The following is a 19,621-nucleotide window of genomic DNA, read 5'->3' as shown; positions in this document are numbered from 1 at the left end:
CGTTCCGGCTGCAGAAATACAGGTTACGTGGCTCAGCGTCCTCACTCACCGAAGTCAGTGGTTCAGCCTCTGCCCGTTTGCTGCAGATCAGCAATCAGACGGGGGTCGGGCATCCATCAACGAGTGGTGCTCGTCGTGGTCGTGGTTGTTGTACCGGTATTTGCACCGTCACCACCGCCAGAAGCGGCAATGCCGAGCCCGACCAGCGCGCCAAGTGCACCGATACCCACAGCGGTCGACGTGCCAGCAGAGATTGCTCCCGCCTGCGCACCAGCTGCGGTACCAGCTTCTTCCGGCGCAGCAAATGCGCTGGAAGAGACGGCAACGAAGATCAAGGCTGCACCGGCAACCATAGTTTTTTTCATAACAGCGTTTCCTGCATTGAGTGAATGAAGGATCTCTGTCCGCTGAGGTTGCAACGCAGTCAGACTGCGGCAAAATCGACAGACAGTCCCATTGCGGGCGCGTTCAGTATAGGGCAACAAAATACCAGAGTTCAGCACCGGAAAAACCAGGGTGAATAGCGGGGTGGGCGCGTGATTTAATTAGCTGGATTGGGGATAACTACTTTTTATATCGGAATATTTCGGGCTGATGCCAGATATTTCGCTGCTGGCGAATCAATTGCAAAGCGTAATGTTCTTTTTTATTAATATCTGGTACGGAATAAGAATAATCAGAATTTACTCAGGATTGCTGAAACTGAATATGATTATGAATCAATAGCTAACAATAGAGATTACCCGATTTCAGGACCATTTTATACTTTATGCTGGCCCGTTAAGCGCATCGATGTTCAGAATTATCTTAGGTTATTTTAAGACTTTTCCCTGACAACCCATGTTCTCCGACGATATAAACAGCCCATTCAGATGTAAAAACAGTCAAAAAAAGGGCGGCAAAGTGGCCGCCCGATTAATTTAACGCCGATTAACGCCAGGATTTATAGCGGTTAATTAAGGCATTAGTGGAGCTGTCGTGAGTGGTAACTTCGTCCTCGTTTTCCAGTTCCGGCAGAATACGGTTCGCCAGCTGCTTACCTAATTCCACACCCCACTGATCGAAAGTGAAGATATTCAGGATGGCACCCTGAGTGAAGATTTTGTGCTCATACAGGGCAATCAGCGCGCCCAGGCTGTAAGGGGTAATCTCACGCAGCAGAATGGAGTTAGTCGGGCGGTTACCTTCAAACACCTTGAACGGCACAATATGGGCTACAGACTCTGCAGATTTACCGGCATCGGTAAACTCTTTCTCTACAACGTCCCGTGACTTACCAAACGCCAGCGCTTCAGTCTGGGCAAAGAAGTTAGAGAGCAGTTTCGGATGGTGATCCGCGAGCGCGTTATGGGTAATGGCCGGCGCAATAAAGTCGCACGGAACCAGCTTGGTACCCTGGTGGATCAGCTGATAAAACGCGTGCTGACCGTTGGTGCCGGGTTCGCCCCAGATGATGGGGCCAGTCTGGTAGTCCACCGGATGACCGGCACGATCCACATACTTGCCGTTTGACTCCATATTGCCCTGCTGGAAATAGGCGGCAAAGCGGTGCATGTACTGGTCGTAAGGCAGAATCGCTTCGGTTTCAGCACCAAAGAAATTGTTGTACCAGATGCCAATCAGTGCCAGCAGCACCGGCAGGTTCTGCTCAGCCGGCGCAGAGGCGAAGTGCTGGTCCATGGCATGTGCGCCGCTCAGCAGCTGCTCGAAGTTATCGAAACCAATCGAGAGAATGATCGACAGGCCGATCGCTGACCACAGTGAATAGCGGCCGCCAACCCAGTCCCAGAATTCAAACATGTTGTTGGTGTCGATACCAAATTCGCCCACCGCTTTGGCGTTGGTCGACAGCGCAGCAAAGTGTTTCGCTACGTGCTGCTGGTCGCCTGCCGTTTTCAGGAACCAGTCGCGCGCGCTGTGGGCGTTGGTCATGGTTTCCTGGGTGGTGAAGGTTTTCGATGCCACCAGGAACAGGGTGGTTTCCGGGCTGAGGTCTTTCAGCGTTTCGGCGATGTGGGTGCCGTCAACGTTAGAGACAAAATGCATGTTCAGATGGTTTTTGTACGGGCGCAGCGCTTCAGTCACCATAAACGGGCCGAGGTCAGAGCCGCCGATACCGATATTCACCACGTCGGTGATCGCTTTACCGGTATAGCCTTTCCATTCGCCGCTGATGATGCGCTCAGAGAAGCCTTTCATCTTATCCAGCACCGCGTTGACCTCTGGCATCACATCTTTGCCATCCACCAGAATCGGCGTGTTACTGCGGTTACGCAGCGCGACGTGCAGCACCGCACGATCTTCGGTGCGGTTAATCTTCTCACCCGAGAACATAGACTTAATGGCACCGCTCAGGTCGGTCTCTTTGGCCAGCGCCTGTAACTTATCGAGGGTTTCCTGGGTGATGCGGTTTTTGGAGAAATCCACCAGCATCTGATCATCAAAGGTGGCAGAGAATTTGGCAAAACGATCGGCATCCTGGGCGAACAGATCGGCAATTTCTACCGACTTCATCTGCTCAAAATGCTGTTGCAGCGCTTTCCAGGCTGCGGTTTGTGTCGGATTGATATTTTTCATGGCAACACTCTTGTTGATATTAAGAACCGTCATTCCATCGGAGGCACATCATGCCCGTTTAGCGTTTCAGTATGACCACAGTTGTAACTGAAAGGAAAAATTTTGTCAGCGCGCGCCGGACAGGCGATCTGAGCGCCGCTGTTTATCGCCAGCATTCACTGGCGCGAACAGCCAGCGGACCGCAGAGGCAACGCGCGGTAAAGTGTGACGCGAAAGTCTGCGCAAAACGTTGTGCCGTATCAGGGATTGCTGCATGGGCTGAACCCATTAAGCACTGTAGCCGCTGCGACGCAGAGTCATTTGTTTTCTGATGCGGCGCTCCGGGCATCGCTGACATTGACAGCAGGTCCAGAAAAGGCTAGATCTATGCGCCTACTTGCGCACCTGTGCGCAAGCCAGAAGAGGCGCGTCGCCCAGGCAGTGTGTTGGAGGAACCGTATCCGGTGAAAACACATGATGGGGAGCGACGCCGAGGTGGGTCAGCACGCGGTGTGCTGCCTGTCGGCTACAGGGGCTGAATCCTCTGGGTTGTCACCAGAAACGTCTGCAGTCGACGTTTCGCAAGGTGGGGCGCTTCTGGGTGACTCGTCTATCCGATCTTGTCCGCCCGTTTCTGCTCTTTCCTTGTGCCTGGCTGAAAGAATGTTTCTCGACCCTTTCATCGGCGAGAACAAGATAACCTGACACGAGGTCCTACATGTCTCAAACACTGATAGTGGCAAAATTCGGCGGCACCAGCGTAGCCGATTTTGAAGCGATGAACCGCAGCGCCGATGTGGTGTTGCAGGACGCCAGCACGCGTCTGGTGGTGCTCTCTGCTTCGGCGGGCATTACTAATCTGCTGGTTGCGCTGGCTGAAGGCCAGCAGGCTCCCCAGCGCGCTGTGCTGCTTGATGATATCCGCCGTATCCAGTACGCCATTGTTGATCGCCTGCAGCGTCCGGAAGTGATCCGCGATGAAATCGATCGGATGATCGACAATATCAGCATGCTTTCCGAAGCCGCCTCACTGGCCACCTCGAATGCCCTGACCGATGAACTGGTCAGCCACGGTGAGCTGATGTCATCACTGCTGTTTGTGGAAATTCTGCGTGAACGCCAGGTTAATGCGGAGTGGTTCGATGTCCGCAAGGTAATGCGTACCGACGATCATTTTGGCCGGGCAGTACCGGATGTACAGGTGCTGGCGGAGCAGGCGACGGCGCAGTTACAGCCGCGCATTGAGCAGGCATTGGTCATTACTCAGGGTTTCATCGGCAGTGAAAGCGAAGGGCGCACCACCACCCTGGGTCGCGGCGGCAGTGATTACACCGCCGCGCTGCTGGGCGAAGCGCTGAATGCGGCGCGTGTGGATATCTGGACGGATGTGCCAGGCATCTACACCACCGATCCGCGCGTGGTGCCGACGGCGAAGCGTATTGATGAAATTACTTTTGAAGAAGCCGCTGAAATGGCGACGTTCGGCGCGAAAGTGCTGCACCCGGCGACGCTGCTTCCCGCTGTACGCCGGGGTATTCCGGTATTCGTCGGTTCCAGTAAGGATCCGGCAGCCGGTGGGACCCGCGTCTGCAATGAAACCCGCAACCCGCCGCTGTTTCGTGCGCTGGCGCTACGCCGTAAGCAGACGCTGCTAACGCTGCACAGCCTTAACATGCTGCATACGTTTGGTTTTCTTGCTGAACTCTTCAATATTCTGGCGCGTCATAACGTCTCGGTTGACCTGATCACCACCTCTGAAGTGAGCGTGGCGCTGACGCTCGACACCACCGGATCGACCTCAACCAGTGCCAGCCTGCTGACCCAGGCTTTACTGACTGAACTCTCGTCGCTGTGCCGGGTTGAAGTGGAAGAAGATCTGGCGCTGGTGGCGATTATCGGTAACCAGCTGTCAAAAGCGTGCGGCGTCGGCAAAGAGGTGTTTGGTGTGCTCGACCCGTTCAACCTGCGGATGATTTGCTACGGTGCCAGCAGCTACAACCTCTGCTTCCTGGTACCGGGCAACGATGCGGAAAGCGTGGTACGTACGCTGCATCGTAATCTGTTCGAGTAAACTTCTCTGCCATTCAGGCCGCGTCAGCGCGGCCTGAAAAACGGCAAAAATGGTTCATATCTCCCTCATTACTCCCCCGGCACGCGACTTCCGATAAAACCTGTTAATACATAAGGTTAAATTCTGTTATTGCCAAATGGCAACCCCTTTCTCTGCGCATTTCGTGCACCTGCATTGCGCTCCCTTTCCGCAGATTTATAATCCCGCCGCTGAATCAATTCACCCAAATTTAGGAAATATCATGAAAAGGTTAGTCGCAGAGGCGCTGGGTACCTTCGTGCTGGTGGCTGGCGGTTGTGGAAGTGCCGTGCTGTCAGCTGCGTTCCCGGAGCTGGGCATTGGCTTCATGGGCGTGGCGCTGGCTTTCGGGCTGAGCGTGCTGGTCATGGCGTATGCGGTCGGTCACATCTCAGGCGGGCACTTTAACCCGGCGGTGACCCTGGGATTAGTGGCAGGCGGACGTTTTCCCGCGTCTCAGGCCATTCCTTACATCATCGCGCAACTGGCAGGCGGCATTGCCGCTGGCGCGGTGCTCTATCTGATCGCCAGCGGTAAAGGCGACTTCAGTGCAGCGGCCAGCGGCTTTGCGGCGAATGGCTACGGCGAACACTCGCCAGGCGGCTTCAGCCTGCAGGCAGGCATGATCGCCGAAGGGGTGATGACCGCTATCTTCCTGATTGTGATTATGGGTGCCACCAGCGAACGCGCGCCGAAAGGCTTTGCACCTATTGCGATCGGCCTGGCGTTAACCCTGATCCACCTGATCAGCATTCCGGTAACCAATACCTCGGTTAACCCGGCACGCAGCACCGCGGCAGCCCTGTTCCAGGGTGACTGGGCGATCTCTCAGCTGTGGATGTTCTGGTTAATGCCGATTATCGGTGCCGTGATTGGTGGTTTGATCTACCGCGGTTTAGAGGAAAAAGCAGCGTAATTTCTTCGATATGCAGCGGATCGGCAGCAGTCGATCCGCATTTTGCCGCCTCGCCCCATCTTCGCCTTACGCCATGATAATGAAATGTTATGATCCCGCCTTCGTCACGGCAGTCGTTCCTGCATGATGACTCTCTATGGCAAATCTGCATAAAACATAACATTCTTATAAGGAAGTCTGGCTATGCTCGCCACGTTAACCCGCCTGTTCCCGCTCTGGGCCGTGCTGTTGTCTGTCGCCGCTTATTACTCTCCAGGTACATTTCTCGGCATCGGACCCTGGGTCACTTATCTGCTGATGCTGATTATGTTCGGCATGGGTGTGACCCTGAATATCGACGATTTTAAACGGGTCCTGACCCGACCTGCGCCGGTGATTGCCGGAACCTTTCTGCACTATCTGGTGATGCCGTTAGCCGCCTGGGGACTGGCAAAACTGTTTCATATGCCGCCCGATCTGGCTGCCGGTATGATTCTGGTCGGCTCAGTTGCCAGCGGCACCGCCAGCAACGTCATGATCTATCTGGCGAAGGGGGATGTGGCGCTGTCGGTGACGATCTCGTCAGTCTCTGCGCTGGTGGGTGTATTCGCCACGCCGCTGTTAACCCGCTTTTATGTTGATACCCACATTCAGGTTGATGTGGCTGGCATGCTGCTGAGCATCGTGAAGATCGTCGTGATCCCCATCTCCCTGGGACTGATCATTCATCACAGCATGAACAGCGTGGTTCGCCGGGTGGAACCCTGGCTGCCTGCGTTTTCGATGGTCTGTATTCTGCTGATCATCAGTGCGGTGGTGGCGGGCAGTCAGGCCTTTATTGGATCGGTGGGTCTGATGGTGATCGCGGCGGTGATCCTGCATAACGCGATTGGCCTGCTTGGCGGCTACTGGGGCGGTAAGCTGTTTGGCTTCGATGAGTCAACCTGCCGTACCCTGGCGCTGGAGGTCGGCATGCAAAATTCCGGTCTGGCGGCGACGCTGGGCAAACTCTACTTCTCACCGCTGGCGGCATTGCCAGGCGCGCTGTTCTCGGTTTGGCACAACCTGTCAGGTTCACTGCTGGCGGGTTACTGGTCAGGAAAGCCGATTAAGAAGAAGTAACAGTGGCGGCGCATTATTGCACTGCGCCGCATCTCACTGCTGCCGCGCCGGACGATCGCCGCTCCGGCGCGGCAGGTTATTCACTCCGCTCAGTTTTATTCATAGTCACGTTCATCGTCGGGCTGTTCCAGCACCGTGTAGGCCACACTACAAAACAGTGAATTCAGGCGCTTCATGTCGCCCAGTAAACCGAGATGCAGCGAACTGGTCTCAATACTCTGCACGTTCTTCTGGTGCAGGCGGTCAACATGCGCATGAGAGTAGCGGCGGATCATCAGACGGAAGCGATGTTTAGCGCGGCGCAGACGTTTAGCACTGGTGATATCGTGTGACAGAAACACCGACAGGCTCATTCTGAGGTTAGCGATCAGCAGCTCATGCAGCTCCTGCAGCTCTTTTAATCCCTCGGCAGAGAACGCGCGGCCCGCTGCCAGCGATTTGTCAGCGACATCGCCGCTCATCCGCTCGATGATGTCCCCGGCCTGCTCCAGATTAAGCGACATTTCAATGATTTCGCCCCAGCGACGCGAGTCCTCTTCGGGGAGGTCCTCTTTTGGCATCCGCGCCAGATAGAGTTTGATGGCGGTATAGAGCACATCGACATCATCATCCAGCCTGCGCACCGTGCGTTCCTCGCGGGATTCGCCATGTACCACCTTATTAAACGCCTCCAGCATCTGCTCCAGCACGTCGCCCATGCGTAACGCTTCGCGGGCGGCATTCACCAGCGCCAGCGCCGGCGTATCCAGCGCGCTGCGATCGAGGTGCTTCGGCTTGAGGTGCAGCGCGTTATCCACGTCGTCGGCAATCATACGGCGACAGAGGCGCGCCATCAGGTCAGCAAACGGCACCATCGCCACGCAGCGGATCAGGTTGTAAAACACATGGAAGAAAATCACTAACTCTTCATCGTTGACCGGCAGCTTATCCAGCCACTCCGCCACAATATCGACAAACGGCAGGATGAACACACAGCCGATCAGCTTGAACAGCAGGCTGCCGAGCGCCACGCGCTTGCCCGCGGCATTCGAGCCGCTGGCGTTGATCATCGCCAGCAGGCCGCTACCGAGATTGGCACCAATCACCAGACAGAGCGCCACCTTAAACGAAATCACGCCGGTGGCGGTGAGCGTCGCGGTGATCAGCACCGCGGCCAGGCTGGAGTAACTGATGATGGCAAATACCGCCCCCAGCAGCGCATCGAGCATCACGTCGCCGGTCAGGCTGGAGAAAAGCACCTGGACACCGGCGGCCTGGGTAATCGGGCGAGCCGCTTCGACAATCAGCTGCAGCGCCAGCAATATCAGGCCCAGGCCGATACTGGCCCGGCCTAACTGACCCGCACGGGTCTGCTTGCGGCTGAGGAAGAACACCACGCCAAAGAAGATAAACAGCGGTGAGAGCCAGGAGAGATCAAATGTCAGGATACGCGCCATAATCGCGGTGCCGACATCCGCGCCAAGAATCACCACCAGCGCGGGCGTCAGGCTGACCAGATTCTGCGCCACAAAAGAGGTTACCAGCAGCGTGGTGGCGTTGCTGCTCTGCACCAGCGTGGTCACGCCAATGCCCGCCAGAAACGCCATCGGTTTTTTTTCTATGCTGCGACTCAGGACGCGGCGCAGATCGGCACCGTAGACCCGCATGATGCCGGTTCGTACGATATGCGTGCCCCAGACCAGCAGGGCCACCGCAGAGAGTAAATTAAGCAGGGTTAACACGTGGTGTCGCTCCTCGAATGTCAGGCTCAAAGCACAGACTGCCAGCCTGACGGAAGAGAGCAATCTGTGAAGGGGATTGCCGTGCTATGCGTGATTTTTTCCTGTGTTTTAAGCCACCTGGCGCAAAGTCGACATCTCCAATTGTAGACCAATCTTCCTGCCAGCGGGATGCAAATCCGCCGCCGATCGGTTAAGCACATCAACCGAAAGTTCCACATCATGCGCCCGGATACGATAGCGGATCACGTTGCCCAGCAGGCTGTGGCTGAGGATTTCCGCAGGAATGCCTTGGCCCGGCGCGGTGAACAGCATTGATTCCGGGCGAATGGCCACCTGGCTGTGGAAAGGCTGACCGGTCAGTCGCGTCGCCTGCTCAGCGCTCAGCAGGTTGTAGTTGCCAATAAATCCGGCGGCGAAGAGATCGACCGGTTGGGTATAGAGCGCTTCGGCATCGCCATTCTGCACGATTTTGCCCCGGTTCATCAGCACGATACGATCGGATAGCGTCAGCGCCTCCTCCTGATCGTGGGTGACGAACAGGGTGGTGAGATTCAGCTCGCGCTGGATGCGCCGGATTTGATCGCGCAGATGGCGGCGAATACGCGCATCCAGCGCCGACAGCGGTTCATCCAGCAGCAGCAGACGCGGACGCGTCACCAGCGAACGTGCCAGTGCCACGCGCTGACACTGCCCGCCTGACAACTGGTGCGGATAACGGCGTGCATAATCATTGAGTTCAACCAGCTCCAGCACCTCCAGCACCCGCTGGCGAATCTGCGCTTCGGGCAGTTTCTGCATCTTCAGGCCAAATGCGACGTTCTTCTCTACCGTCATGTTGGGAAACAGCGCATAGCTCTGAAACACCATACCGATGGCGCGCTTCTGCGGGGCCAGCGGCACGATATCTTTGCCCTCCAGCCTGATTTCACCGCTGTCGACGCCGGTTAATCCCGCCAGACAACGCAGCAGCGTCGATTTACCGCAGCCGCTGGGGCCGAGCAGGGTGACAAATTCCCCTTCAGCGGCGCTGAAATCGATCTGCTCAAAAATGGGCGTGGGTCCATAGGACTTGTTCAGCTCTCTGACCTCAAGGTAACTCATATTCAGCCTCGTTCGGGATTCAGGGCGTTGGCCAGCCAGGTAACCAGCAGCACCACAAAGAAGTAGGAGATCACCAGCGCGCTGGTGAAGTGACCGCTGCCGTTACGCATGTTGAAGAGGTAAACCTGCAGGGTTTCATAGCGGTTGCCGACCAGCAGGTTAGCGAAGACAAATTCGCCAATCAGGAAGGAGAAAGAGAGCAGCACGGCAATCAGCATCCCTTTGCGCAGGTTGGGCAGCACGACCCACAGCGCCGCCTGCCAGGTGCTGGCACCCAGCAACTGCGCGGCATCAATCAGCTCTTTAAGGTTGATCGCCTGCATATTGTTCGCCAGCGCCCGGTAGATAAAGGGTAACGCGATAGTGAAATAACAGCCGATTAAGATCCACGGCGTGCCGGTCAGCATCAGCGGTGACGAAGAGTAGAGTTGCAGTAATCCCACTGACGACACCACCGGCGGCACGGCGAAAGGCATCAGGATCAGGACGTTCATCACCGCATCCAGTCGAGGAAAATAGTAAGCGATTACAAACATGGCAGGCAGCACCAGCAACAGCGAGAACAGCAGCGCACCCAGGCAAATCAGCAGCGAATGGCCCAGCGCCGTCAGAAATCGCGGGTCGCTCCAGAGCTGGATGAACCACTTCAGGCTATAGCCCTGTGGCAGAATGGTGTTACTCCAGTCGGACGACAGTGCATAAAGCAGTGTGGCCAGTAAAGGCAGTGCCAGCAGGGTAAAGAGTAACCCGACCATTATCCGGTGATAGAGGTGCTCAGCACGTGACATGGCGGCTCCTTTCATGGCTGTTTCGCATTGAGATAGCTACGGCGCACCAGATACTGCTGCACCAGGGTGATCAGCGCCATAATCGCCACCAGCAGCATCGCCAGCGCGCTACCGGTGTTGGGATCCAGCGAGATATCGCCGGAGACCAGCGCGGCAATACGCACCGGCACCACGTTGAAATTACCCGTGGTCAGGGCATAAATCGTGGCGTAAGCGCCCAGCGCATTCGCCAGCAGGATCACAAAGGTCCCGAGCAGCGCCGGAAACAGAATCGGCAGGCCGATATGCCACCAGTAGTGCCAGCGGCTGGCACCCAGCAGCGCAGCGGACTCCTGCCACTCTTTTTTCAGCCCGTCGAACGCCGGGTAGAGCAGCAGCACGCCCAGCGGGATCTGGAACCAGGTGTAGACCAGCACCATGCCGTTGCGCGAGAAGAGTCTGAAGCTCTCAACCAGACCATAATGGCGCAACAGCAATGTCAGGCAGCCGTTCAGCCCCAGCAGAATCACAAAGGCAAACGCCAGCGGGACACCGGCAAAGTTGCTGGTCATATTGGTAAAAGCGATGAGAAAGCGCTGCAGTCGCCCGCCGCCGAGCTGATGCAGTGAATAGCCGGTGACCAGTGCAATCAGTAAGCCGTAGACGCTTGACCAGAGTGAGATATCCAGCGAAAAACGAAACGCCTGCTGGTAGAAGGGCGAGGTGAGAATGTCCTGATAGTTATCCCAGCCCCACTGGCTGTTCATCTCACTCCAGAAGCTGTTAATGGCGATCCACAACAGCGGTGCCAGCTGAAAGGCGACCCAGAACAGGGTGAACGGTAACAGCAGCAGCAGCGCGACTCCTTTTCCTCTCATCTCTTCGACTCCGCCAGCAGGCCGCGACAGACCGGCTTGTCATGCGCCACCTCAAGCAGTTCACACAGCGTGCCGCACAGATCGGTCTGCTGCGGTGCCAGGTCAGGCTGCAGCGAGAAAGCCCGGCCAAAGACAAACAGCGGCACCGTGGTCTCTTCCGGCAGAATGCCGCCGTGGGAGCGATCGTCATTCATGCCGTGATCGGCGGTCACCATCACCTGATAGCCCTGAGCCAGCCACAAGGGCATCCACTGCGACAGCAGGCCGTCGGCGATGCGTGCCCGGTTGCGGTACTGTGGTGAGGAGAGGCCCGATTTATGACCGGCATCGTCGATATTCATCGGGTGGATTAGCAGAAAATCGGGATCGTGACGCAGCCGCAGGCTCTCTGCATCTTCAAACAGATGCGAGTCGGGATAGCTATCATCAGAATAAAAATGGCCATACTGAATGGGCAGGTCCGGCGCGTCAGTGTGACGATCGCGCGCCGGAACGAACGGCGTTCGGTTATAAAGCTCACTCACCCAGTGGTAGGCCGCCGCCGCAGTCGTCAGTCCCGCCGATCGCGCAAAGTGAAAGATGCTACGCTCGCGGCTTAACCGACTGACGCCATTATGAATAATGCCGCTTCTGACCGGCGGAACACCGGTCAGAATGCACTCATAAAGCGGGCGTGACAGCGAGGGTAATTCACAGGTCATACGGTAATAAAACCCGTTGCCCTGCGAACATTCGGCATGCAGGTAACCCATTGCATGTTGTGCGACCTGATTGCTCAGGCCGTCCAGCACTACCAGGATGGTCTTCATTCCGTTCTCCCTGCCGCGAATTACTGCTGCATGTTGATGATGACGTTTTCCTGCCACAGGCGCGGCAGCATTTTCGACGATTTATCCCAGGCAGCCTGATCCTTCACCGGACGGGCATTTTTATATTCAGATTGCGGCAGCAGGCGAGCCTGAACGTCCGCTGGCAGCGTCAGATGTTCAGCACGGATAGGACGGGCATAGCCTTTCGCCAGATTGATCTGTCCCTGGTCTGAGAAGATATATTCGCGCGTCAGTTTTGCGGCGTTAGGGTGTTTCGCATATTTGTTGATGACGGTGGTGTAGCCGGAGGTCACGGAGCCATCAGACGGGATAACCACTTCGTAGCGGTTTTTGTCGATCTGGTCCCGGTAGTTCAGGGCGTTAAAGTCCCAAACCACCGCCATCTGCACTTCGCCTTTTTCGATATTGGCAATCACCGGATCGGTAACGCCAAGACGACCCTGTTTAGCCAGATCGGCAAAGAAAGCCAGCGCCGGTTTCAGGTTCTTCTCATCGCCGCCTAAGGCGTAGTTTGCCGCCAGTACGCCGTTGGCCGCCTGAGCTGCCACGCCGACGTCACCAATAGTAACCACATACTTACCTTTTTTCAGATCGGCCCAGCTATGGGGGATATCTTTAACCTGCTGCTTGTCGATCAGGAAGGCGATGGTGCCGGTATAGGCCAGCGCCCAGTGACCATCTTTATCTTTTGCCCAGGCCGGAATCTGATCCCAGTGAGTGGGTTTATAGGGCTGGGTCACACCTTTAGCGACAGCGATCGGGCCAAAGGCGGCACCCACGTCACCGATGTCAGCGCTGGCGTTCTCTTTCTCTGCATCGAATTTCGCCAGCTCCTGCGCCGATGACATATCGGTATCGCTGTGCTTAAGGCCATATTTGCTGCTGATGTCGTTCCAGGTATCTTTCCAGTTAGCCCAGCTATCCGGCATCCCGACGCTGTTGACCTGGCCTTCACTGCGTGCCGCTTTTTCCAGGGCGGCAAGGTCGTTATCGGCGGCCTGCGCAACGGGCAGGGTGAGCACTACAGCACTGGCTACTACAGAGGCGATAAACGCTTTCATCTCAGTTGCTCCGGGTGTAAGTTGATGGGCCTGGCTGGTCTAGTCCAGCAAGAACCGAGCCAATGTAGCCCCTGTATATGAACGATTTATGACAGGGCGGCGCTGTGCGGGGGATGGGCGATGAAAGATGTGACCCGTTCGCCTGCCACAGGCGCGTTTACCTGAACAGTAAGAGTGCGGAGTCGCACCAAAATGAGGCTACTGTTGTGGAGTCGATAGCACTCAAAACGGCGGATGCGATCGCCAGCGTCCTGCTGACGCGTATTCAGGCCGGAGAGTTCAGCGCCGGGCGACTACCGGCGGAGCGTGCCTTAAGCGAAGCGTTCAGCACGACCCGGATTACCCTTCGGGAAGCACTGGGCAAGCTGGAAGCCCAGGGGATGATCTACCGGGAACTGCGTCGCGGCTGGTTTATCGCACCGCCGCGGCTGATCTATAACCCGCTGCATCACAGCCACTTTCATGCCATGGCAATGGAGCAGGGACGGCAGGCGGCCACCGAGGTCATCGCCGCCGAACAGGTCGCGGCGCACGACAGCGTGGCGACGGCGCTGCGGCTGGCCTCCGGTTCGTCGGTTTACTGCATCCGCCGCCTGCGGCGCATCGACGGGCGCGCGGTGCTCTATGTTGAACACTACCTCAATCCGCGTTTTTTTCCTGGTCTGCTTGATGAAGATTTGACCCGCTCACTGACCGATCTCTATGACCAGCGCTACGGCATTCGTTACGGCGGCGCGCGCTTCACCATCCTGCCCGGCCCGCTGCCGGAGGTCGCCGCACCCATGCTGAATGTGGCACCGGGCAGCCCCGGTTTGTTGATCACCCGCATCAATCGCAACCAGCAAAAAGAGGTGATTGATTGCGACTGTGAATACTGGCGTTACGATGCGCTCTGTGTTGATGTGGAGGCCTGAGGAGTTATTGTGATTTGCGTCACACTCGCGCATGATACCGCGCGCTAACAACTCCTTTTTTAAGGCGCAACATGAGTGACAAAAATCCTTTGGCCCGCCACCTTGCAACGGTACTGCAATGGGTGCTGAATCTGGGTCTGCTGAGTCTGGCGATCATCCTGATCGTCTTTTTAGGCAAAGAAACTATCCATCTGGCAAACGTGCTGTTTAACACCAGCGAGCAGTCATCCTCCTATCTGTTGATTGAGGGGATTGTCATTTATTTCCTCTACTTCGAATTTATTGCGTTGATTGTTAAGTACTTTCAGTCGGGATATCACTTTCCGCTGCGCTATTTTGTCTATATCGGTATCACGGCAATTATCCGCCTGATTATCGTCGACCATAAAAATCCCTTCGATACGCTCTGTTACTCTGCGGCGATTCTGATTCTGGTAATCACTCTGTGGCTGGCAAACAGCAACCGCCTGAAACGCGAGTAATCTCCCTGCCGTCTGTCATGACGGCAGGTGTTCGCATCGCGTCTCTGCGCTAAACTAGCGTCCTGAAAATTATTGGGAGTGGTGCTATGTCGCAAGACGCGCTCAGCTTATTACGTGCGCTCAACTGGCTTTCTCCGTCGCAGGCAACCCTTGCGCCGCCATTGCTCGACTGGCTGATGGAGGAGGATTCAATGACGCGCCGTTTTGAACAACATTGTCAGCGGGTCACGGTTCAGCCGCTGCGTGAAGGCTTTATCGACGCCAGCGAGTTGGGTGATGAAAAGGGCTTGTTGCCAGACGATCAACGCTTCTGGCTGCGTGAAGTGTTGCTGTTCGGCGACGATCAGCCCTGGCTGGCTGGCCGTACGCTGGTGCCGGAAAGCACCCTTAACGGGCCAGAAGCGATGCTGCAGCAGCTGGGCACCCGGCCGCTGGGTCGCTATCTCTTCTCCTCTTCAACGCTGACCCGCGATTTTATTGAGCCGGGGCAGGTGGAGGGATTGTGGGGACGACGTTCACGCCTGCGTCTCTCCGGCAAACCGCTGCTGCTGACTGAACTATTTTTACCGGCATCGCCGCTCTATCGCGATCTGGTCTGAGGATCCTGTGGTGCAAAATAGCTTAAGTATAAATAAATGGCGGGCCTACACGCGCCTGATGCGTATCGATAAGCCGATCGGTACGCTGCTGCTGATGTGGCCAACGCTCTGGGCATTATGGCTGGCTGACATGGCGATCCCGCCGCTGCCGGTGCTGGCGGTGTTTGTTGCCGGTGTCATCGTGATGCGTGCAGCTGGTTGTGTGATCAATGACTACGCCGATCGCAAAGTAGACGGTCATGTCGAACGCACGAAGCATCGGCCACTGGCCAGCGGCGCGGTGAGTGCAAAAGAGGCTAAGTTGCTGTTCGTGATCCTGGCTCTGGCGGCTTTTGCGCTGGTGCTGACCATGAACATGATGACGATTATGCTCTCAGTGGTGGGGCTGGCGCTGGCCTGGGTCTATCCCTTTATGAAGCGTTATACTCACCTGCCGCAGGTAGTGCTGGGTGCCGCCTTTGGCTGGGCCATTCCCATGGCATGGTCCGCAGTTAGTGAGTCCTTACCTCTGGTCTGCTGGCTGGTATTCATCGCCAACATCTGCTGGACAGTCGCCTATGACACTCAGTATGCGATGGTGGATCGGGATGATGACCTGAAGATTGGCGTGAAGTCGACCGCGATTCTCTTTGGCCGTTTCGACAAGCTGATCATTGGTCTGCTGCAACTGGCGACGCTGCTGCTGATGGCGCTGGTTGGCCTCATGCTGCATCTGAACAGCGCCTTCTACTGGACGCTATTACTGGCCGCCGCGCTGTTTGTTTATCAACAGAAGCTGATCGCCGGACGCGAGCGGCAACCCTGTTTCCAGGCTTTTCTCAATAATAACTATGTCGGGATGGTGCTGTTCCTAGGTGTGCTGATGAATACTCCGCCGTTCAGCCAGCTGTTCTGACAGGGGATTCAGGCACAAAAAAGGCGACCTCATGAGGTCGCCTTTTTACTATGCGCGCTGGGGTCAGTCGTGCGCCACAGCGGTTTCAATCGTCATGCGGACATCGCTGGTGACTAGGTCTGCCAGCATATGCCAGGTCGCCAGGGTCTGCGCAATATCGGCATCACCGCTGTCGCTGATATAACCTTCATCGCGCAGGGTCAGGACCAGTGAGGTAAAGACCGCTTTGTCGAAGAATTCCGGGGCATTGATACCGTGCAGCACCGACAGACGCTGTGCCAGCGTCCGGCTCTCTTTCTCCAGCGTGCCGCGGTTAATCGTCGGCTTGGCGCTGAGAATGGAGAACGTAATGGCATAACGCTGCAGCGTTTCACGCACACCGGCGGCCAGCAGTTGTAGCGTGCGATAGCGCGCTGAGGAAAAGCGTAATTCACCGGCTTCGAACGTAATCAGGCCCTGACGCGCCAGCTCCTGACTCAGTTCGGTCAGCAGTTGCGGCAGTTCATCGGTCTGCCAGCGCAGGAACAGCTCACTCTTCAGCATCGGGTAGATCAGGCTCACCTGACGCAGCAGTTCTGCTTCGCTCAGCGTCTGGTGCTGCTGAACAATGGCGGCAATCAGCGACGGCATCACCAGCATGTGATGAATATTGTTGCGATAGTAGGTCATCAGCACCGCCTGCTCACGCGGCAGAATGATGATGTCGCCAATGCTGTCCTTTTCACTCTCAAACTTATTCATACCCATGGCGTGATCCAGCAGCGCTTCCGCTGAAAGATCGGGTACGGTCGCATTTGGCGAGTAAGGCACGTTGCGCAGCAACTGGGTGTAGCACTCCAGTTGTTCAATCAGCTGTTCACGGGTTAGTGAGCGCTGACGTGACGCCAGCAGGGCGGTGACACAGAGGTTCATGGCGTTAGCCGCGCCCGCTTCATTGATACGCACCATCAGGCTGGCAGCAATATCGTTGACGGTTGGGGTTAACCAGCTGGGACGCTGTGGCTCAATCGGATCGATGGCATCGCGCCATTCCGGCACCCGCTTATTGAGATAGTTGACCAGCGGCAGGGGTTCGCCAAAGTTCACGTAACCCTGACCGAGATTGCGCAGCTTGCGTAAGCCGCGCACCATCTGCATGAAGCCCTCTTTCTCTTTCGCCGCGCCGCGCAGCTCTTTAGCGTAAGTGCCCACTTCCATCACGTGCTCATAGCCGATATAGATCGGCACCAGCGTGATCGGGCGATTTCCGCCGCGCAGCATCGCCTGCAGCGTCATGGCTAAGGTGCCCGTTTTAGGGTCCAGCAGGCGACCGGTTCGTGAACGGCCACCTTCGACAAAGTACTCAACCGAATAGCCGCGGGTGAATAGCTCGCCGAGATATTCGCGGAATACCGTGGCGTAGAGCTTGTTGCCTTTAAAGGTACGACGAATAAAGAAAGCGCCCAGGCGACGGAAAATCGGGCCGGCTGGCCAGAAGTTGAGATTGATCCCGGCTGCGATGTGCGGCGGCACCAGTCCCTGATGATAGAGCACATAGGAGAGCAGCAGATAATCCATGTGGCTGCGATGGCACGGCACATAGACAATCTCGTGGCCATCCTGCGCCAGCTGGCGGACTTTTTCGCCGCCATTGACGTTGATGCCCTGATAGAGCCGACTCCAGAGCCAGCCCATCACGCGGTCAGTTACGCGGATGGCTTCATAGGAGAAGTTTGCCGCAATCTCCTCCATCATTTCGACGGCGTTCTGCTGCGCTTTCTCATGGGAGATTTTTTTGCTGCGAGCTTCATCCTCTACGGCTTTTTCAATCGCTTTGGATTGCAGCAGACGAGTAAACAGATCCTGACGCGCCGGCAAGCGCGGGCCAATCGCCGCCAGCCGCTGGCGGGCAAAATGAATGCGCGCCACACGAGCCAGCTTCTGGGCGATCGACTGATCCGTACCGTGTTCAGTTGCCATGCGGCGCAGCGACACTGTCGGCGAGAAGCGGACAAAACTGTCGCGCCCGTGCCAGATCACCGCAAAAAACTTCTGCACCCCGTTCAGCACCCGCAGGTGTGGCGTTGCTTCGCCCTGGACTTCACGTCCTGGTGCGCGGCCAAACATCACCGTGACCGGCAGCATCTGAATATCCAGCTTAGGGTTATTGCGATGCAGGTCCAGGTAATCGTGAAAGATTTTCACGGATTCAACGCTGGGCACAAAATAGGGGAAGACGCGTGGGCCATTGTGGATAAAGACGTGGCGAGGCAGCAGAGAACCATCAATCTCCAGCGGAGTGAGCGGGTCGGGCAGATGATGCCGCAGACACTGTGCGCGTAAAGTCAGTAAGTCGGCCTTCGAATCGTAAGGCAAAACATACATAATAGGTCGGGTCGGATCCAGACCATGTTCAGACACGGGATCGGCCGGAATGGCCTTACTTTTTACCAAAAACGACAGTGGTAAATTAAGCAATTTGTAATAGAGTTTACGCCAACCTGACATAGACAACATGAAGCCTCTTGTTAGCAAAGCGCCGCAAGCATACCAGAAAGCGCAGCGAAGATCTGTGGTGGTGCCAATTGCACGCAGCCCAGACATTGACGTCAATCCGATGAAAGGGTTCCCACATCATGGCAAATAATGCCACCGGACTTATCAGAATAGTAAAAGCTGCAGGTTACTCATGGCAGGGACTGCGTGCCGCCTGGCAACATGAAGCGGCGTTTCGGCAGGAAGCGCTGGCTGCGCTGGCCGCTATTGTTATCGCGTGCTGGCTGGATGTCGATGTGGTCTCCCGCATCCTCATGATTGGGGCGGTGGTGCTGGTGGTCATTGTTGAAATCCTCAATAGCGCCATTGAAGCGGTGGTCGACCGCATCGGTCAGGAGCATCATCCGCTGGCGGGCCGGGCAAAAGACATGGGCTCGGCGGCAGTGCTGATCAGCATCTTACTGGCACTCTTCGTCTGGATCGCGCTGCTCTGGACACATTTGCGATAAGCCTTCCATAACGCGTCTGAGGGCGCGTTTTCCCTGACAATCGGTTTCCATTTCACCAATACCTGTATATACTCACAGCGACTGTATAAACAACCAGGGGGCGGGATGAAAGCATTAACCAGCAGGCAGCAGCAGGTCTATGACCTGATTCGCGACCATATTTCTTCAACGGGCATGCCGCCTACGCGTGCCGAGATCGCCGCGCAGCTGGGCTTCCGTTCGCCGAACGCGGCAGAAGAGCATCTGAAAGCGCTGGCGCGCAAAGGCGTCATCGAGATCGTTTCCGGTGCATCGCGCGGCATACGACTGTTAATGGAAGAAGAAGCCTCAGAAGGGCTACCGCTGATTGGCCGGGTTGCTGCCGGTGAGCCGATCATGGCGCAGGAACATATCGAAACCCACTACAAGGTCGATCCGGGCCTGTTTAAGCCGTCTGCTGACTTCCTGCTGCGCGTCAGCGGAATGTCGATGAAAGATATCGGGATTATGGATGGCGACCTGCTCGCGGTGCATAAAACCCAGGATGTGCGTAACGGCCAGGTTGTGGTTGCCCGCATTGATGATGAAGTCACCGTTAAGCGCTGGAAAAAGCAGGGTGCTATCGTGCATCTGCTGCCGGAAAACAGCGATTTTGACCCGATTGTTGTCGATACCCGTGCGCAGTCACTGACCATAGAAGGTCTGGCTGTTGGCGTGGTGCGCAACGGCGAGTGGCTCTGATTCTTCT

18 protein-coding genes and 1 riboswitch are annotated in these 19,621 nt (G+C 56.4%); of the genes, 9 read left to right on the top strand and 9 right to left on the bottom strand.

Going from position 1 to position 19,621, the window contains the following annotated elements; genetic code table 11:
- Window positions 1-116: 116 nt before the first annotated feature.
- Entirely contained in the window at window positions 117-365 is a 249-nt protein-coding gene (gene yjbE, locus GVJ63_RS09450; RefSeq protein WP_010252668.1) for an exopolysaccharide production protein YjbE, read from the bottom strand.
- Window positions 366-930: 565 nt separating this feature from the next.
- Window positions 931-2,577 (bottom strand): glucose-6-phosphate isomerase, encoded by a 1,647-nt coding sequence (pgi, locus tag GVJ63_RS09445; protein ID WP_010672201.1) that lies wholly within the window; start codon window positions 2,575-2,577, stop codon window positions 931-933.
- Window positions 2,578-2,968: 391 nt separating this feature from the next.
- A riboswitch (Lysine riboswitch) is annotated at window positions 2,969-3,161 on the top strand.
- A gap of 113 nt (window positions 3,162-3,274) precedes the next feature.
- Here pgi and lysC point away from each other — a divergent pair.
- The 3 genes from lysC (at window position 3,275) to panS (ending at window position 6,662) form a co-directional block, all read left to right on the top strand.
- Window positions 3,275-4,627 (top strand): lysine-sensitive aspartokinase 3, encoded by a 1,353-nt coding sequence (lysC, locus tag GVJ63_RS09440; RefSeq protein WP_022625207.1) that lies wholly within the window; start codon window positions 3,275-3,277, stop codon window positions 4,625-4,627.
- A gap of 238 nt (window positions 4,628-4,865) precedes the next feature.
- A complete protein-coding gene (gene aqpZ / locus GVJ63_RS09435) occupies window positions 4,866-5,561 on the top strand; it encodes an aquaporin Z (protein ID WP_304623069.1) in 696 nt (231 codons plus the stop codon).
- Between the two features lie 183 nt (window positions 5,562-5,744).
- Complete coding sequence (gene panS / locus GVJ63_RS09430; protein ID WP_010252655.1) at window positions 5,745-6,662, top strand: ketopantoate/pantoate/pantothenate transporter PanS; 918 nt, start codon at window positions 5,745-5,747, stop codon at window positions 6,660-6,662.
- A gap of 95 nt (window positions 6,663-6,757) precedes the next feature.
- Here the strand turns inward: panS and GVJ63_RS09425 are convergent, their stop codons facing one another.
- The 6 genes from GVJ63_RS09425 to GVJ63_RS09400 all read right to left on the bottom strand — a co-directional run bounded on the left by GVJ63_RS09425 (window position 6,758) and on the right by GVJ63_RS09400 (window position 13,020).
- Window positions 6,758-8,383, bottom strand: a complete 1,626-nt coding sequence (locus GVJ63_RS09425) for a Na/Pi cotransporter family protein (RefSeq protein ID WP_010672204.1) — start codon at window positions 8,381-8,383, stop codon at window positions 6,758-6,760.
- Window positions 8,384-8,491: 108 nt separating this feature from the next.
- Complete coding sequence (locus tag GVJ63_RS09420) at window positions 8,492-9,484, bottom strand: ABC transporter ATP-binding protein (RefSeq protein WP_010252646.1); 993 nt, start codon at window positions 9,482-9,484, stop codon at window positions 8,492-8,494.
- A 2-nt stretch (window positions 9,485-9,486) separates the two neighbouring features.
- Window positions 9,487-10,272: an ABC transporter permease gene (locus tag GVJ63_RS09415; RefSeq protein ID WP_062759333.1), complete on the bottom strand. Its 786-nt coding sequence runs from the start codon at window positions 10,270-10,272 to the stop codon at window positions 9,487-9,489.
- A gap of 11 nt (window positions 10,273-10,283) precedes the next feature.
- On the bottom strand, window positions 10,284-11,129 hold the full coding sequence (locus GVJ63_RS09410) for an ABC transporter permease subunit (RefSeq protein ID WP_010252254.1): 846 nt from the start codon (window positions 11,127-11,129) through the stop codon (window positions 10,284-10,286).
- Window positions 11,126-11,938, bottom strand: a complete 813-nt coding sequence (locus GVJ63_RS09405; protein ID WP_159226738.1) for an alkaline phosphatase family protein — start codon at window positions 11,936-11,938, stop codon at window positions 11,126-11,128. The genes GVJ63_RS09410 and GVJ63_RS09405 overlap by 4 nt, the downstream gene beginning before the upstream one ends.
- A gap of 20 nt (window positions 11,939-11,958) precedes the next feature.
- Complete coding sequence (locus tag GVJ63_RS09400) at window positions 11,959-13,020, bottom strand: ABC transporter substrate-binding protein (RefSeq protein ID WP_010252250.1); 1,062 nt, start codon at window positions 13,018-13,020, stop codon at window positions 11,959-11,961.
- 206 nt (window positions 13,021-13,226) lie between these two features.
- Between GVJ63_RS09400 and GVJ63_RS09395 the strand changes: the two genes are divergently transcribed.
- From GVJ63_RS09395 to ubiA, 4 genes are all read left to right on the top strand, one after another.
- On the top strand, window positions 13,227-13,934 hold the full coding sequence (locus GVJ63_RS09395; RefSeq protein ID WP_022625213.1) for a UTRA domain-containing protein: 708 nt from the start codon (window positions 13,227-13,229) through the stop codon (window positions 13,932-13,934).
- A gap of 71 nt (window positions 13,935-14,005) precedes the next feature.
- On the top strand, window positions 14,006-14,416 hold the full coding sequence (gene psiE / locus GVJ63_RS09390) for a phosphate-starvation-inducible protein PsiE (protein WP_010252246.1): 411 nt from the start codon (window positions 14,006-14,008) through the stop codon (window positions 14,414-14,416).
- 86 nt (window positions 14,417-14,502) lie between these two features.
- Window positions 14,503-15,015, top strand: a complete 513-nt coding sequence (ubiC, locus tag GVJ63_RS09385; RefSeq protein ID WP_010252243.1) for a chorismate lyase — start codon at window positions 14,503-14,505, stop codon at window positions 15,013-15,015.
- A gap of 10 nt (window positions 15,016-15,025) precedes the next feature.
- Complete coding sequence (gene ubiA, locus GVJ63_RS09380; protein WP_022625214.1) at window positions 15,026-15,910, top strand: 4-hydroxybenzoate octaprenyltransferase; 885 nt, start codon at window positions 15,026-15,028, stop codon at window positions 15,908-15,910.
- 63 nt (window positions 15,911-15,973) lie between these two features.
- Here ubiA and plsB read toward each other — a convergent pair whose 3' ends face one another.
- Window positions 15,974-18,397 (bottom strand): glycerol-3-phosphate 1-O-acyltransferase PlsB, encoded by a 2,424-nt coding sequence (gene plsB / locus GVJ63_RS09375; protein WP_159226750.1) that lies wholly within the window; start codon window positions 18,395-18,397, stop codon window positions 15,974-15,976.
- 128 nt (window positions 18,398-18,525) lie between these two features.
- On the opposite strand from plsB, the gene GVJ63_RS09370 reads away from it, so the two are divergent.
- Both GVJ63_RS09370 and lexA read left to right on the top strand, forming a co-directional pair.
- On the top strand, window positions 18,526-18,894 hold the full coding sequence (locus GVJ63_RS09370; RefSeq protein ID WP_010252234.1) for a diacylglycerol kinase: 369 nt from the start codon (window positions 18,526-18,528) through the stop codon (window positions 18,892-18,894).
- Window positions 18,895-18,999: 105 nt separating this feature from the next.
- Window positions 19,000-19,614 carry a transcriptional repressor LexA gene (gene lexA, locus GVJ63_RS09365; protein WP_010252231.1) on the top strand — a complete coding sequence of 205 codons (615 nt, stop codon included), beginning with the start codon at window positions 19,000-19,002 and terminating at the stop codon, window positions 19,612-19,614.
- Window positions 19,615-19,621 lie beyond the last annotated feature (7 nt).

This window comes from Pantoea sp. 18059 (assembly GCF_902706165.1).
GTDB lineage: Bacteria > Pseudomonadota > Gammaproteobacteria > Enterobacterales > Enterobacteriaceae > Pantoea > Pantoea agglomerans.
Note: the sequence above shows the minus strand (reverse complement) of the source record. Positions and strands in the feature narration are given on the sequence as shown.